Source organism: Streptomyces mashuensis, assembly GCF_014654785.1.
Taxonomy (GTDB): Bacteria; Actinomycetota; Actinomycetes; order Streptomycetales; family Streptomycetaceae; genus Streptomyces; species Streptomyces mashuensis.
The window spans coordinates 886,341-901,813 of the sequence record NZ_BNBD01000001.1 but is presented as its reverse complement, the minus strand read 5'-3'; the positions used below and the strand labels follow the sequence as shown (position 1 = coordinate 901,813).

Annotated in this window: 13 protein-coding genes; 5 read left to right on the top strand and 8 right to left on the bottom strand. The window is 73.9% G+C overall.

All coding sequences use genetic code 11. The features are described from left to right. Positions 1–8: 8 nt before the first annotated feature. A complete protein-coding gene (locus tag IE305_RS03735) occupies positions 9–986 on the bottom strand; it encodes a ParB/RepB/Spo0J family partition protein (protein ID WP_190127885.1) in 978 nt (325 codons plus the stop codon). A 185-nt stretch (positions 987–1,171) separates the two neighbouring features. On the opposite strand from IE305_RS03735, the gene IE305_RS03730 reads away from it, so the two are divergent. Continuing rightward, positions 1,172–1,630: a helix-turn-helix domain-containing protein gene (locus IE305_RS03730; protein WP_190127884.1), complete on the top strand. Its 459-nt coding sequence runs from the start codon at positions 1,172–1,174 to the stop codon at positions 1,628–1,630. 59 nt (positions 1,631–1,689) lie between these two features. Here the strand turns inward: IE305_RS03730 and panD are convergent, their stop codons facing one another. From panD to IE305_RS03710, 4 genes are all read right to left on the bottom strand, one after another. Further along, positions 1,690–2,124 (bottom strand): aspartate 1-decarboxylase, encoded by a 435-nt coding sequence (gene panD / locus IE305_RS03725; RefSeq protein WP_190127883.1) that lies wholly within the window; start codon positions 2,122–2,124, stop codon positions 1,690–1,692. A gap of 84 nt (positions 2,125–2,208) precedes the next feature. Further along, a complete protein-coding gene (locus IE305_RS03720; protein ID WP_190127882.1) occupies positions 2,209–4,290 on the bottom strand; it encodes a SpoIIE family protein phosphatase in 2,082 nt (693 codons plus the stop codon). A 160-nt stretch (positions 4,291–4,450) separates the two neighbouring features. Then, positions 4,451–4,987: an ATP-binding protein gene (locus tag IE305_RS03715; protein WP_190127881.1), complete on the bottom strand. Its 537-nt coding sequence runs from the start codon at positions 4,985–4,987 to the stop codon at positions 4,451–4,453. Positions 4,988–5,206: 219 nt separating this feature from the next. Beyond that, positions 5,207–5,857 carry a DUF4360 domain-containing protein gene (locus tag IE305_RS03710; RefSeq protein WP_190127880.1) on the bottom strand — a complete coding sequence of 217 codons (651 nt, stop codon included), beginning with the start codon at positions 5,855–5,857 and terminating at the stop codon, positions 5,207–5,209. A gap of 385 nt (positions 5,858–6,242) precedes the next feature. Between IE305_RS03710 and IE305_RS03705 the strand changes: the two genes are divergently transcribed. Further along, complete coding sequence (locus tag IE305_RS03705; RefSeq protein ID WP_190127879.1) at positions 6,243–6,608, top strand: helix-turn-helix domain-containing protein; 366 nt, start codon at positions 6,243–6,245, stop codon at positions 6,606–6,608. Between the two features lie 89 nt (positions 6,609–6,697). Here the strand turns inward: IE305_RS03705 and IE305_RS03700 are convergent, their stop codons facing one another. Then, the gene (locus IE305_RS03700; protein WP_190127878.1) at positions 6,698–7,552 is read right to left on the bottom strand and encodes a hypothetical protein; all 855 of its coding nucleotides are present in this window, start codon (positions 7,550–7,552) and stop codon (positions 6,698–6,700) included. Positions 7,553–7,803: 251 nt separating this feature from the next. Continuing rightward, complete coding sequence (locus IE305_RS03695; RefSeq protein ID WP_190127877.1) at positions 7,804–8,397, bottom strand: NADPH-dependent FMN reductase; 594 nt, start codon at positions 8,395–8,397, stop codon at positions 7,804–7,806. Positions 8,398–8,670: 273 nt separating this feature from the next. Here IE305_RS03695 and IE305_RS03690 point away from each other — a divergent pair, with 273 nt between their 5' ends. Further along, positions 8,671–9,672: a trypsin-like serine peptidase gene (locus tag IE305_RS03690; protein WP_190127876.1), complete on the top strand. Its 1,002-nt coding sequence runs from the start codon at positions 8,671–8,673 to the stop codon at positions 9,670–9,672. Positions 9,673–9,685: 13 nt separating this feature from the next. Here IE305_RS03690 and IE305_RS03685 read toward each other — a convergent pair whose 3' ends face one another. Then, positions 9,686–11,728, bottom strand: coding sequence for an APC family permease (locus IE305_RS03685; protein WP_190127875.1), 2,043 nt, complete (start codon positions 11,726–11,728; stop codon positions 9,686–9,688). 160 nt (positions 11,729–11,888) lie between these two features. Between IE305_RS03685 and IE305_RS03680 the strand changes: the two genes are divergently transcribed. Then, on the top strand, positions 11,889–13,001 hold the full coding sequence (locus IE305_RS03680) for a hypothetical protein (protein ID WP_190127874.1): 1,113 nt from the start codon (positions 11,889–11,891) through the stop codon (positions 12,999–13,001). A gap of 170 nt (positions 13,002–13,171) precedes the next feature. Beyond that, entirely contained in the window at positions 13,172–15,445 is a 2,274-nt protein-coding gene (locus IE305_RS03675; protein WP_190127873.1) for a heavy metal translocating P-type ATPase, read from the top strand. The last annotated feature ends 28 nt before the right edge of the window (positions 15,446–15,473 follow it).

Here is a 15,473-nt window from a genome sequence, read left to right as displayed (position 1 = left end):
CCGCGCCGTTACATCGCGCGGCGTTCCAGTTCGACGGCGAAGCGCAGCCACGACTCGGCGCACAGCCGGGCCGCCTGCGCCACCGTCGAACGGCGGTGGTCGGGAACGGCGTCGAGCAGGCGCCGCCACCGGTCGCCGCTGATGGCGTGCGCGCTGAGCAGCTGGAGCAGGGCCCGGCCGCCCTCGGTGAGGCGCAGCGAGGGGTCGGACCGGAGCCTGCGCAGCGGTGGTTCGCCCACGGCGGTCACGACCGGCCGGGCCGGGCTCCCGGCGGCGGTGGCGCGGTCGGTGGCCGTCCGCCGGACGGGCCCGGTGGTCTCGCGGCTCTCCGCGTCGCGCAGCTTCTTCGGCACCGGGTCCTGGCCGCGGCGCAGCCGCAGCCGTACGTCGCGGGCGGTGCCCACGGCGATGCCGGCGCTGTCCGCGATCTCGCGGAGGCCGGCGTGCGGCCGGGCGGCGATGAGGGCACCGGCACGGCGCCGGCCCTCGGCGGCGTTGAGCGGCCGTACCCGGCCGTCGCGGCCGACGCGCACCGTGACCTGCGGCGCCCGGTCCGCCGTGCGTCTGCGCAGGGCGGAGACGGTGCTGGCGGCCAGGCCGGCCGCCGAGGCGATCAGCCGGTCCGACCAGTGCGGATGGCTGAGGATGATGCGCTCGGCGGCGGCCGACCGGTCGGCCTGGGTCAGGGGCAGTCCGTCCCGGCTGTTGGCCTGGACCGCGTAGACGAAGGCGTCCTCCTGACTGCCGTCCCAGTACCGGACCGCGATCCGCTCATCCCCCCGTAGACGAGCGGCTCGCAGCCGGTGCATACCATCGACGACCCGCGCGGTGGCGCGGTGGACGACGATGGGGGGCAGTGCTCCGTCCAGCCGGGCGAGCCGCTGGACGTGCCGGGGATCCTCGCCGGCCAGCCGGGGGGACTCCCCCGGCAGCAGCGAGTCGACAGGGACCACGGTGATGCACTGTTCCGGCTGCGGAACCGTCACGTCATCCCCCTCCCCCGCCAACTGGTGTGCGGCCCTTCTTTCGAAGGGGTCCAACACCAGTCGATCCTCCGACACCCAGGACGCTAGGCAGTGAGCATGTGCGCTGTCAACCGCATTGAGTCCAACGGGACATGGACCGACCCCCTCCCCCGTAAGCTAGATTGGCCGCGGAGGGAGGTGCGATCATGAACGAACCCGACGCCACGGCCGGGCAAACACTGGCCGACAAACTCAACCACCTGTTCCGGACGGTGGTACCGGCAGGACGGGAGCCGTACAGCACGGAAGAGGTGGCGCGCGCGATCACCGCCGGAGGCGTGTCGATCTCGGGCAGCTACATCTGGCTGCTGCGCAGGGGCCAGCGGACCAATCCGACGCTCCGTCACGTGGAAGCGCTGGCGAAGTTCTTCGGCGTACCTCCGGCCTACTTCTTCGACGACAAGGTGACCGAGGAGGTCAACGCCGACCTGGGCCTGCTCGTGGCGCTCCGCGACACCCAGGTGCAGCGGGTGGCGCTGCGCGCGGCGGGCCTGTCCTCGCGGAGCCTTCAGTCGATCAACGAGGTCATCGAGCGGGTACGCGAGTTGGAGGGCCTCCCGACCAGCCGGAACGGCCAGTCGCCGGAGCCCCCCGCCGCACACTGACGTGCGGGCGCCGCGGCGCCCGCACCAGCGATTACCGGTTGTTCCCCGCTCAGCCCTGCTCAGCCCAGCTCGGCCTCGGCGGCCGCCACCAGGTCGCCGCGCAGCAGCCCCGACCCCTCCGGCACCGCGGCCGGGTCCGCACCCAGGTCGACCACGGCGTTGCGCTCGTCGACGAAGACGACCCGCGGCTCGAACGTGCGCGCCTCGGCGTCGTCCATCGTGCCGTAGGCGATGACGATGACCAGGTCGCCGGGGCTGATCAGGCGGGCGGCGGCGCCGTTGATCCCGATCACCCCGCTGCCGCGGGGGCCCTCGATGACGTAGGTGGACAGCCGCGCACCGTTGTTGATGTCGACGATGTCGACCTTCTCGCCGGGCAGCAGGTCGGCGGCTTCCATCAGGTCCGCGTCGACGGTGAGCGATCCCACGTAGTGCAGATCGGCCTGGGTCACGGTGGCACGATGAATCTTCGACTTCATCATGGTGCGGTACATCGAGGTACTCCCGAAAGGTAGGCTCCCTGCCCGCATTTGTGCAGGTCAAGGGCGATTCCCCTACTGTACAACGAGGAGTGCGGGCTACCCCGGGTCACGGCCGCCGTCCTCGCGCACGCGCGCGATGAGCAGGGCCACGTCGTCCTGGTCGTTGTCCTCGCGCAGGTCGTGCAGGAGGAGGTCGCAGGTGGCCTCCAGGTCCGGCGGGGCGGCGGCGAGCAGGTCGACCAGGACCTCCAGGCGGCTGTCGATCGCGTCCTCGCGGGTCTCCACCAGGCCGTCGGTGTAGAGCACCAGCCGGTCCCCCGGGGCCAGGGCCACGCCCACGCTCTCGAACGGGACGCCGCCGACGCCCAGCGGCGCGCCCGTCGGCAGGTCCACCAGGACGGGCCGCTGCCCCGGACGCACCAGGACGGGCGGCAGGTGGCCGGCGTTGGCGACGCGGCACCAGCCCTCGCGGTGGTCGTACAGGGCGTACAGACACGTGGCGATCGACTGGTCCAGTCCACTGGCGGTGCGGTCGAGGTGGCTCAGCACCTGCGCCGGGTCCAGGCCCAGCTCCACCAGCGTCCGGGCGGCGGTCCGCAGCTGGCCCATGGCCGCGGCGGCCGTGATGCCGCTGCCCATGACGTCACCGACGACCAGCGCGGTGCGCCCCTCCTGCTGCGGGATGACGTCGAACCAGTCGCCGCCGACCTGGCCGGCGGCCCCCGCCGGCTGGTACCGGTACGCGACGTCCAGGCCCACCAGGTTCTCGGGCCGCTGGGGCAGCAGGTTGCGCTGGAGGGTGACGGCGGTGGTGCGCTCGCGCTGGTACCAGCGGGCGTTGTCGATGCAGACCGCGGCCCGGGCGGCCAGCTCGCCCGCCAGCACCACGTCGTCGTCGCCGAACGGCTCGGGGTTGCGGGTCCGCTTCAGGTCCAGGGCGCCCAGCACCTCGCCCCGGGCGATCAGCGGCACCGCCAGGTACGAGTGCAGGCCCGCCCGGCCCAGCCGGCCGGCGGCCGTGTCGTCCCGCGCCACCCGCGGCAGGTCCGCGGCGGCCACGTGCGGCAGGTGCACCGGGCGGCCGCTGCGCACGCAGCGGGTGACCAGCCGGTCGGCGGCGTACTGGGCGATCTCGCCGGGCGGGTCGGCGGCGCCCGCCGCGTCCTCCGCGCCGGGGGCGGCGGCAACGGCCAGCGCCCGGAAGACGGCGGCCTCCGCGCCGGCCGGGGCCGAGTTGCCGTGCAGGGCGGAGTCCAGGACGTCCACGGCGGCCACGTCGGCCAGCGCCGGCACCACCACCTCGGCGAGCTCGCGGGCGGTCTGGTCGAGGTCCAGGGTGGTGCCGATCAGCACCGACGCGTCGGCGATCAGCGCCAGCCGGCGCCGGGCCTCGTCGGCGGCCCGCTGCCGGTCGGTGACGTCCACCACCGACGTGGCCAGCCCCAGCTCATGGCCGCCGGGGTCCTCCAGCCGGTAGTACGAGACCAGGCGCGCCCGCGCACCGGCCGACGGGTCGGCCGTGGGGCCCACGACGAACTGGTCCACCAGCGGTGTGCCGGTGGCCAGCACCTGCCGCATGGCCGCCTCCACGCGGTCGGCGTCGACGAACGGCAGCGCCTCCCGCACGGTCCGCCCCAGGTGCTCCCCGGCCGCCAGGCCGTGCATCCGCTCGAGCGCGGGGTTGACCATGACGTACCGCAGCCCGGTGTCCAGGACGGCCAGGCCGATCGGGGACTGCGCCACCAGCCGCAGCGACAGCGCCAGGTCGCGCTCGACATGCCGCAGGACCTCGCGGTCGGTGGCGATGCCGAGGGCGTAGACCTCGCCCTCCTGGTCCTCCAGCCGGACGTTGCGGAACTCCAGGAGCAGGGACCGGCCGTCCTTGTGCCGGGCGGGGAACACCCCGGCCCAGCTGCCGCCGGCCATGACCTTGGCGAAGAGCTCCAGGACGTCGTCCCGGTGCGCCTCGTCGACCAGCAGCTTCGCCGCGTACCGGCCGAGCGCCTCGGCGGCGGACCAGCCGAACAGGTCCTCGGCCTGGGGGCTCCACAGCACGATCCGGCCGTCCCGGTCGAGCACCGCGGCGGCCACGCTGAGCACGTCGAGCAGGCTGCCGGTCCGGTACGGGGCCGGGCCCGGCCGGTCCGGCTCCGGCCGGTACGCGTCGGCGGTGCCCATGCGAGGTCCTCCCTCCGCCCGCTCGGGGTGGTGCGGCGGCCTCGTGCCGGCGGCCCGGCCCTCCGTCGTCCTCTCCTCGTCCGTCACGCCGCAGCGTTTCCATGTTCCCCCCGATCGGCCCCGCCGCGCAGCCCGCACCGGGCCGGACGGCGGAGACCGGCTAGGCGCCCGGGGGCAGGGGCAGCGCGAACCAGACGGTCTTGCCGCCCGCGGCGGCGTGGTGGCCCCAGGCCGCGGCCAGCTGCTCCACCAGCCACATGCCGCGCCCGCCCTCGCTGTCCGCGCCGGCCTCGGCGCACCGCGGCAGGCGGCCGCCGCGGTCGCTGACCTGGACGACGAGGTGGCCGGGGGTACGGCTGACGGCGACGCGGACGTCCCCGGCGTCCCCGGGCACGTGCACGATCGCGTTGGTGACCAGCTCCGACAGGAGCAGGGTGGCGTCGTCGGCCAGTTCCGGCAGCCCCCACTCGGTCAGCAGCCGGTGGGTGAACCGGCGGGCGACGGCCACGGACGTGGTGACCGGGGGGAGCGTGAGGGAGCGGGCGGGTGGCGGGCCCGGCGGCAGACCGCGGAGCGTCCAGGGGGCGACGGGGCTGTGGGAGCAGGAGGGGAAGCCGGCGCCCCGGAATCCGTCGAGCCGCCGGGGCGGAGCCGGCCAGGCGGCGAGGGGGGCCGTGTCGCGACTGAAGGGAGGCATGGGGCTCGGATGCTGTCCGGAGGTGTGAGGGTTTTCCCCACAGTCGCTCGCTTCCCGCCAAAGGTCTATACCCTGAGCGTCACCGTTATCTGACAGTTTGCGATCACCGCAGGTGGGGCCGGGTACGGCGGGCCGAAATCGTTGTGACCGGGGCCACGAAGGCGTACGGCCGGCGAGGTTCCCGGGCCGGCGGCCCGGGAACCCGTACGGCCGTGGCCGTCACTTCGCCGGGCACTCCTTCCACGCGAGGTGGTAGGTCGTTCTGATGCTGCCGTCGGTCGAGTCCATGGTCATGAAGCTCGTGGTCTTCGACGGGTCGGAGGTGCCCGCGTTCACCCGCAGCTCGGTGTTGATGTTGAAGTTGCGCAGCTCGCCACAGGGGTGCCAGACCAGCGCGGCGACCGGGACGCTGTCCGTGATCTGCCAGTTGTCGGCGTAGGCGCCGGTGAAGGTGTGGGCGCTGGGCGTCGTCACGGGCGAGCCCTGGAAGTAGTACGACGCCTTCTCCGTGCCGGTCGCCCCCGCCTCGAGCTTGGCGAAGCCCCGGTAGTCGGCGGCGGCGATCGCGTAGGTGAAGCCCTGCGGCACGTGCACGTTCAGGTTCAGCTGGCAGTTCTTGCGGAAGTCGGTGGGCTTGGAGCCGACGCCGACCTGGGCCAGGTAGTCGCTGTATGTCACGGTGAAGGCCGTGTTGTCGGGGGACACCGCGACGGCGGCGGTGCCCGCCCGGCAGCCCGAGCCGTTGACCGTGGCGACCTCGATCACGATCTTGTCCGGCGGCGGGTTGGTGATGACCGAGGGGTTGTGGGTGGCGAGCGGCGTGGCGAGCAACGCCGCGAGGGCGCCCGCTGTGAAGAGACCGGTGGGCATGGTGCTCCAATCGGTTGTCTCGGTTGTCGCTGCGGGAACCGAGGCGTAAGATGTGCCATGCACATGTCAAAGCATGAAACGTCCTGCCGCCCCGGCCGGGCTGGGAGCGTTCGCATCGTAGGAGGCGCCCGCGGGGTTGGCCAGACTCCGTGCGCACACCCCTGCGCGCCCCTGGACGGGTGAACTCCGCAAATCTGGCCGGAACTTGATGGTTCTGCCGAATGCCCTGGTCATCCGGTGGGGAAGGGCCCCCTCCGCGACACGCGGCGGCAGGATTCCCCACGAGTGGCTTTTAGCTAACGCTAAAGGTGGCATGCTCATCAGCGAGAGGTACCGGCAAGAGGCATCGCACAAGAGGCATCCGCATCGCACGTGGGGGTAGCACATGGCCTGGCGGCGTTCCGTGGCGAAGTACGGGGAAGACGACCGAGCGGCCGGGGCGGCGGGCCCCCGGCTGGCACGGCAGGCGACGGCCTCCCTGGCCGGCCTCCTGGCCGAGCGCGGCATGACCCGTAAGGATCTGGCCGACTGTATGGGCGTCTCCCCGGGACGGGTGAGCCAGATCCTCTCCGGCGGGGAGAACCTGACCCTGCACTCACTGGCCGCCGTCGCCGACGCCCTCGACGCCCGCGTGGAGATCACCTTCCACGACACCCCCGCGCGCCGCGAGCCGGCCACCGCGGAACCCGCCCTGACGGAACCGGCCGAACCGGCCCCGCTCCACCCGGCCGCGCCCTCGTCACGCCGCTGAGCGGCGCCACCGAGCAGCACCGCCGAGCGGCGTCGCCGAGCACGGCCACCGAACGGCGCCACTGAGCAGCGCCCCCGGACGGCCCGCCCTCAGCCCCTGGCTACCGGCGGCGCGTTCTCCGGCTCCCGCGCCGCGCCCGAGGTGTCGTCCCGGTCGCCGCGCCCGTCACCGTCCCCGTCCCGGCCGTCCCGGGCCGGCACGTACCGGGCCCGCAGCTCGCGCAGGCGGGCCGCGTCGCTCCGCTTGCCGTGCGCGTGCGCGAGCTCCAGCAGGTACGTCAGGTACTGCTCCGCCTCGCCGAACGCCCGCCGCAGCTGGCGCAGTTCCTCGCGGCCGGGCGCGCGCCCCTGCTCGTCGCACGCCTTCTGCACCTTCGTCTCCAGGGTGATCCACTTCTGGGCGGCGGCCCGCACCTCCTTGTGCCGCTCGGTGATCTCGCGCCGCACGGCCGCCCGCGCCCCCTTGGCCCGGCCCGGCACGTCCACCCGCAGCAGCAGGTGCGCCCGCAGGTCGGCCGCGAAGGCGTCCAGGTCCCAGCAGTCGGGGAAGCCCTGCGCCATCCGCTCGCACCACTCGGCCCGGTCGGTGCGCAGCCGCAGCGCGAGCTGGTGCAGCAGCAGGGAGTTGCCCAGGGTCAGCACCGCCAGCGCGGCGCGCCCGCCGCCCTGCTCGCCGCGGCCCCGCGGGCCCACGCCCCAGCCCGTCACGACGCCCAGCGCCGCGGGCGGCACACTGGACGCGTGCGGCAGCAGCAGCCCACCGGCGACGGCGGCCATGCCGGAGGTCCACAGCGCCACGCAGAGCGCCAGCGCCGCCGAGCGGACGCTGCCCAGCAGCCGTCCCTCCCCGCGGAAGCGGAACACCAGGCACACCCACGTCACGGGTGCGCACACGACGGCGGGCAGGACCCACCCGGAGATGACGGACGCCTGATCCGCTGCCACATCGGCCCCCAGTTCATGGCGGAGGCGACGAGGCCCCTCTTGACTCCTGCCGGCACTCCTGTCACCGCACCAACGGCGGAATGATGTTCCCACCGGATCGGTTACGGCGTGCGATGTTCCGGCTCCGGCTCGTTCGTGTGCGAACGAATCAGGCCACCTGCGAACGCCGCGACGCGCGAAGCGCGTAGAGCACGACGGGGCCGTGCCCGGCGCTCGCCGGGCACGGCCCCGGGGAATCACCGGGGCACGGCTCAGGCAGCGGCGGCCTTCGCGGCGCGGGCGGCCTCGGCCAGCGTGCCGACCAGCCCGGTCAGCGCGGTGCGCAGTTCCTCGTCGGTGGGCAGGCCGTCCTCGCCGAGAACGGTGTGGGCCTTGGCGACGCACAGCTCCTCGCCGACGACCTGGGCGCCGCAGGCGGACAGCACCTTGCGCAGCTCGGCCTGGGCCCACTTGGCGCCGAAGCCGCTGGGGCTGGCGCCGATGACGGCGGCGGTGGTGCCGGTCAGCGCGCCGGCGCCGTAGGGGCGGGAGGCCCAGTCGAGGGCGTTCTTCAGCTGGCCCGGGATCGAGGTGTTGTACTCGGGCGTGGCGAAGAGCAGGGCGTCGGCGTCGGTGATGGCGGCCCGCAGCGCCTCGACGGCGGCACCGGGCGCGGCCTCGTCGTCCTCGCTGAAGGGCGGCACGGTGGCGAGGCCGTCCCACAGCTCGACCTTGACCTCGGGGCCGGCCAGTGCGGCCGCCGCGCGCAGCAGGGCGGAGTTGACGGAGCCGGCGCGGAGGCTGCCGGATATAGCCAGGATGCGGACGGCCTCGGTGCCGGTCGCGGGGGTGTCGATGGCGTTCATGGTGCGGTCTCCCGTTACGAGAAAGAAGTCGTGGCGGCAGGGCGATGCGCCCGGCAGCGCACGTGAACGCACCGGTGATCCCCCCGAATTGACGGGCCGGTCCCGTCAATTCGGTGAAGATAACACGTCAACTCCCGCCCCTCCGCTGCTGGTCAGCACCCCGACGACCCGCCGCTCTTGACGCGCCCCTGTCAATTCACGTGGTGGCGTGGCACCCTGCTCACCGCGACGGCCGCGCGCGGACGGCGCGGCCATGGCGGAAGGAGTACGCGCGTGAGACGTTCCCGTCGTACGACCGCCGGTGCCCTGCTGGCCGCCGGGACCCTGCTGGCCACGGCCGCGGCCACCGCGCCGGCGGGGGCGGCCCCCGCCCCCGGTCCCGCAGCCGGCCCCGCTGCCTCTCCCCCGCTCGCGGCCTCGGCCGCGGCACAGCAGCGGGTACGGGACTACTGGACGCCCGAGCGGATGCGCTCGGCCACCCCGCTGGACCTGCCCGCGCCCCGGGCCGGCACCGCGGCGGCGCCCCGGCACCAGGGCGCGACGGCCACCGTCGCCCCCACGGCCCCCACTGCTCCCGCCCCGGAGCTCCGCAGCTTCCCGCAGCCCGGTGGGCCGTGGACCGGGGGCGGCGCGATCGTGAAGACCTCGGGCCGGGTGTTCTTCACCTTCAACGGCCGCAACGCCTCCTGCTCCGGCGACGCGGTCACCAGCGCCAACGGCAGCACCGTCCTCACGGCCGGGCACTGCGTGAAGTACCAGGGCAGCTGGCACACCAACTGGACGTTCGTGCCCGGCTACCACGACGGCCAGACGCCCTACGGCACCTGGACGGCGAGCAAGACCCTCACCACCCCGCAGTGGGAGGCGAGCGAGGAGATGAACTACGACGTCGGCGCCGCCGTCGTCGGCACCCTGGACGGCAAGCGGCTCACCGACGTGGTCGGCGGCCAGGGCGTGCAGTTCAACGGGGCGTACAACGAGGACATGTACGCGTTCGGCTTCCCGGCCGCCTCGCCGTACGACGGCACCAAGCTGATCCACTGCTCCGGCAGGTCGAGCAAGGACTTCCTGCTGACGCAGGACCACGGGCTCGGCTGCAACATGACGGGCGGCTCCAGCGGCGGCCCCTGGTTCGCCTCGTTCGACGAGGCCGGCGGCACCGGCCTGCAGGCGTCGGTGAACAGCTTCGGCTACACGTTCCTGCCCAACCGCATGTTCGGGCCGTACTTCGGCGACGAGGTCAAGGCCCTCTACGAGCGGGCCGCCGGGACCTGACCCCGGCGGGGCGTCACTCCGCGGCGACGTCGGTGCGGCGCGGCGGCCGGGGCTGCCGGACCGGCTCGCCGCGCCGCACCGAGCCGGGCGCCCGGCCCGCCGGGTGGTCGGCGCGCGCCGAGGAGTTCAGCTGCCAGGGCACGCTGGTCACCATGACCCCGGGGGTGAACAGCAGCCGGCTCTTGAGCCAGAGCGCGGACTGGTTGTGCAGCAGGTGCTCCCACCAGTGGCCGACGATGTACTCGGGGATGAAGACGCTCACCACGTCGCGCGGGCTGGTGCCGCGCAGCGAGCGCACGTAGTCCACGACGGGCCGGGTGATCTCCCGGTACGGCGAGTCGATGACCTTCAGCGGCACGTCGACGTCGAGTTCGCGCCACTGCCGTTCCAGGGTGGCGGTCTCCTCCCGGTCGACGGCGACGGTGAGGGCCTCCATGCTGTCGGGCCGGAAGGCCCGGGCGTAGGCCAGGGCGCGCAGCGTGGGCTTGTGCACCTTGGAGACCAGCACGATCACCAGGACCCGGGAGGGCCGGACGAGTTCGGACCGGGGGTCGACGACGGCGAGTTCGGCGGCGGTGGCGTCGTAGTGGCGGCGGATGCCGCGCATCATGAGCCAGAGCAGCGTGGCGGCGACCACTGCGAGCCAGGCGCCCTGGACGAACTTGGTGGCCAGGACGATCACCAGGACGAGGCCGGTGACGACGGCGCCGACGGCGTTCACGGCCCGGGCCACCCGCCGGTGCGCGCGCTGCTCGGGCTCGGTGTCCTCGCGCAGCTCGCGGTTCCAGTGCCGGACCATGCCGGTCTGGGAGAGGGTGAAGGAGGTGAAGACGCCGAGGATGTAGAGGTGGATGAGGCTGGTGACGTTGGCCCGGTAGAACCACAGCAGCAGGCCGGCGGCGACGGCCAGGGCCAGGATGCCGTTGGAGAAGGCCAGCCGGTCGCCGCGGTTGTGCAGCTGCCGGGGAAGGTAGCGGTGCTGGGCCAGGATGGAGGCCAGCAGCGGGAAGCCGTTGTAGGCGGTGTTGGCGGCCAGGATCAGCACCAGGGCCGTGGCCGTCTGGATGTAGTAGAAGCCGGGGCTGCCGTCGCCGCCGAAGACGGCCGAGGCGAGCTGGGCGATGACGGTCCGCTGGGTGTGCGCGGAGCAGTCGCCGGTCAGGCCGGTGAGCCGGCACGGGTCCTCGGTGATGCGCACCTTCGCCACGAGCGCGAGGACGGTGACGCCGGCGAACATGGTGATGGCGATGGCCCCCATGATCGCCATCGTGTTGGCGGCGTTCTTCGACTTGGGCTTGCGGAAGGCCGGCACGCCGTTGGAGATGGCCTCCACGCCGGTGAGGGCCGTACAGCCGCTGGAGAAGGCGCGCAGGCAGAGCATCAGGAGGGCGAATCCGGCCAGTCCGGCGTCGCCGGGTTCGGCCTTGATGCCGTAGCCCGCGCTCTCGGCCAGCGGGGTGTGGCCGAGGAGGTGGCGGAGCAGGCCGGTGGCCACCATCACCAGGACGCCGGTGATGAAGAGGTAGGTGGGGGCCGCGAAGGCCCGGCCGGACTCGCGGACGCCGCGCAGGTTGACGCCGGTGAGCACGGCGACGAAGGTCAGGGCCATCGCCACCCGGTGCTCGGCGAGGGCCGGCACCGCCGAGATGATGTTGTCCACGCCGGAGGCGACGGACACGGCCACCGTCATGACGTAGTCGACGAGCAGGGAGGCGGCGACCACGAGGCCCGCGGCGGGGCCGAGGTTGGTGGAGACCACCTCGTAGGAGCCGCCGCCGCTGGGGTAGGCGTGCACCACCTGCCGGTAGGAGAGCACCACCACGACCATCAGGGCCACGACGGCGGCCCCGATCCACGGGGTGAAGTGGAGGTAGGCGAGGCCGCCGAGGGTGAGGACGAGGAGGATCTCCTGGGTGGCGTAGGCCACCGAGGACAACGGGTCCGAAGCGAAGATCGGCAGGGCCAGCCGTTTGGGGAGCAGGGTCTCGTGCAGCTCCTCGCTGCGCAGGGCCCGGCCCACCGCCAGTCGCTTGAGGAGCTCCGTCACATTGAGCACAGAGGGAGCGTATGCCGCATACCACCGCCGATCACCCGTGCGCAACGCCGATCTTGACTGGTTTTGACGGGTCGTCCTCTCTGCGGGCGCGCTATGTTGCGGTGCGTTCGGCACATGTTGTTTGCCTATGGTCAGATGATCTGCCTCGGGGGGAATGCCGATGATGGGTGTCACCAGCGCCACGGCCCACGACGGGACACCGGTCGTCGTCCGCCCCGGCCGTTACCGCCAATTCCCTTCCGGTCACCGCCGGTTCGCGCTCGTCGTGGAGCAGGGCGCGGCCGATTCCTTCCAGGTCGAGGCCGCCGCGGGCGGGTCGCCGTACGAGGAGTGCCGCACCGTCGTCGCGGCGCCCGGCCACACCCTCGCCGACCTGCTGCGCACGGAGCTGCCGGACGACTGCGACGTCCTGGTGGTGGCCGCCGCCGACGCCCTGCTGAGCGCGCCGCCCGCCGCCGTGGGCCCCGGCCGCACGGTGGCCACGGTACGGGCCGGCGGCGAGGGGCCCGCCGGCGTGCGGGCGCGCGCCCTGCTGGCGGCGCTGGAGCAGAGCGACCCCGGCGACCTGCGGTGCCGCGCCGAGGAGCTGGCCTCGGCGGTCGACGGCGCGGCCGGGCTCCGGGTCGACGACCCGCTGACGGGCGCCACGGCCGTCCTGTCGTACGCCTCCCCCACCTGGTCCGAGTGGGACGCCGGGTTCTTCCGGCCGGGCAGTGCGCTGCCCGCGCCGACGGGCCGCCTGAGACTGGCCGCCGGCGCGGCCGCCACGGGGTCGGGGCTCGACGGGCAGGTCACGGTCAAGGGCCGGCCGGTGGTCCGCGCCCGCGACGCACGGGCCGGGAGCGCACAGCAGGTGTACGAGCGCCTCACGGGTCTGTTCCACTACCCCCTCGTCCTCTCCGTGGACCACGGCACGGTCACCGGCCTCAAGGCGGCGGCGGCCGGGTCGGCCGCCGCGGGGGCGGAGCTGGAGCGGTTGTTCGCGCTGCACCCCGGCCACGCCCTGGCCGGCGCCCTCGAGTTCGGCCTCAACACGGCCGTGGCGGCGCAGCCCTTCAACACCGAGGCCAACGCGGCCGCCACCGGGCGGGCCACGGCCTCCGCCCACCTCGTCCTGGGCTCGCTCGGGCACACGCCGTACGAGCTGGCGCTGCCCCTGTCGACCAGCACGGTCGGCGCACTCGGCACCGGCACGCCGCTGGCCGGCGCGGGCACGGACCCGGCGGGCGACCGGGCCCGGCGACACCAGGTCGCCGTCCCCGTCACCGGCTGAGCCGCCGCAGCGCACGCTCCACCGCGCGCCCCCGTCACGGACCCCGTGGCGGGGGCGCCGTGCTGTGCGCCCTCATGCCGGCGACGCACCCCGGCCCTGTCGGAATACCCCTGGGGGGTATATGGTTCCTCTGTCGGAACACGACACCGGTTCTCTCCCCAGGAGCCCTCATGACCAGCATCGCCCCCGAACGGGCGGCGGCCGCCCCGGCCACCGCGGAAGTCGAGCTCTCCATCGGCGGCATGACCTGCGCCTCGTGCGCCGCCCGCATCGAGAAGAAGCTCAACCGCATGGACGGCGTCACGGCGACGGTGAACTTCGCCACCGAGAAGGCGAAGGTCTCCTACGCGGAGGGGGTCGGGATAGCCGATCTCATCGCCACCGTCGAGAAGACCGGCTACACGGCGCAGGAGCCGCCGCGGCCGGCGGCCCCGTCCGAGGCGTCCGCCCCGGCCGGGGAGCGGGAGGACCACGGCGACGAGACCGGCGCGCTGCGGCAGCGGCTGCTGGTCTCGCTGGTGCTGTCGGTGCCCGTGGTGCTGATGGCGATGGTGCCGGCCCTCCAGTTCGACAACTGGCAGTGGCTGTCGCTGACGCTGGCGGCGCCGGTCGTGGTGTGGGGCGCGTTCCCCTTCCACCGGGCGGCGTGGACCAATGCCCGGCACGGGGCCGCCACCATGGACACGCTGGTGTCGATCGGGACGCTCGCCGCGCTCGGCTGGTCGCTGTGGGCGCTCTTCTTCGGCGACGCGGGGATGCCGGGGATGCGGCACGGCTTCGACTTCTCGGTCTCCCGCGCCGGCGGCTCGTCCGCCATCTACCTGGAGGCCGCGGCCGGCGTCACCTCCTTCATCCTCGCCGGCCGCTACCTGGAGGCGAGGTCCAAGCGCAAGGCCGGGGCGGCCCTGCGGGCGCTGCTGGAGCTGGGCGCCAAGGACGTGGCCGTCCTGCGCGACGGCCGCGAGGTGCGCGTCCCGACCGCGGAGCTCATGACCGGCGACCGGTTCGTCGTGCGCCCCGGGGAGAAGATCGCCACCGACGGCACCGTGGTCGAGGGCAGCTCGGCCGTCGACGCCTCGATGCTCACCGGCGAGTCCGTGCCCGTGGACGTCACCGTGGGCGACGCCGTCACCGGCGCCACCGTCAACACCTCCGGCCGCCTGGTCGTCGAGGCCACCCGCGTCGGCGCGGACACCCAGCTGGCCCGCATGGCCCGGCTGGTGGAGGACGCCCAGAACGGCAAGGCCGCCGTCCAGCGCCTGGCCGACCGCATCTCCGGCGTCTTCGTCCCCGTCGTGCTCGTCATCGCCCTCGGCACGCTGCTGACCTGGCTCTTCGTGACCGGGGACGCCACTGCCGCGTTCACCGCCGCCGTCGCCGTGCTGATCATCGCCTGCCCGTGCGCCCTCGGCCTGGCCACCCCCACCGCCCTGATGGTCGGCACCGGCCGCGGCGCGCAGCTGGGCATCCTCATCAAGGGGCCCGAGGTCCTGGAGTCCACCCGCCGCGTCGACACCGTCGTCCTGGACAAGACCGGCACCGTCACCACCGGGACGATGGCCCTGCACGACGTCGTCACCGCGCCCGGCGTCGCCGAGGACGAGCTGCTGCGGCTGGCCGGCGCCCTGGAGCACGCCTCCGAGCACCCCATCGCCCGCGCCATCGCCGACGGTGCCGCCGCACGCACCGGCGCCCTGCCGGTGCCGGAGAGCTTCGAGAACGTCGCGGGGCTCGGTGTGCAGGGCGTGGTCGAGGGCCACGCGGTTCTCGTCGGGCGCGAGAAGCTCCTCGCGGAGTGGGTGATCGAACTGCCCGCCGAGCTCGCCGCCGCCAAGGCCGCGGCGGAGGCCGAGGGCCGTACCGCCGTGGCCGTCGCCTGGGACGGCGCGGCCCGCGGCGTCCTCACCGTCGCCGACGCCGTCAAGGACACCAGCGCGCGGGCCGTCGCCGAGCTGCGCCGCCTCGGGCTCACGCCCGTCCTGCTGACCGGCGACAACAAGGCCGTCGCCGGGGCCGTGGCCCGCGAGGTGGGCATCGACGAGGTGATCGCCGAGGTCCTCCCGCAGGACAAGGTCGACGTCGTCCGGCGCCTCCAGGCCGAGGGCCGTACGGTGGCGATGGTCGGCGACGGTGTGAACGACGCGGCCGCGCTGGCCGCCGCCGACCTGGGCCTGGCGATGGGCACCGGCACCGACGCGGCCATCGAGGCCGGCGACCTCACCCTCGTCCGCGGCGACCTGCTGGTGGCGGCCGACGCGATCCGGCTCTCGCGCAGGACGCTGGCCACCATCAAGGGCAACCTCTTCTGGGCCTTCGGCTACAACGTGGCGGCGCTGCCGCTGGCGGCCGCCGGCCTGCTCAACCCGATGATCGCGGGTGCGGCGATGGCCTTCTCGTCGGTGTTCGTGGTCACCAACAGCCTGCGGCTGCGGCGCTTCCGCTGACCACGGCGGTACGGGGCGGTACGGGGAC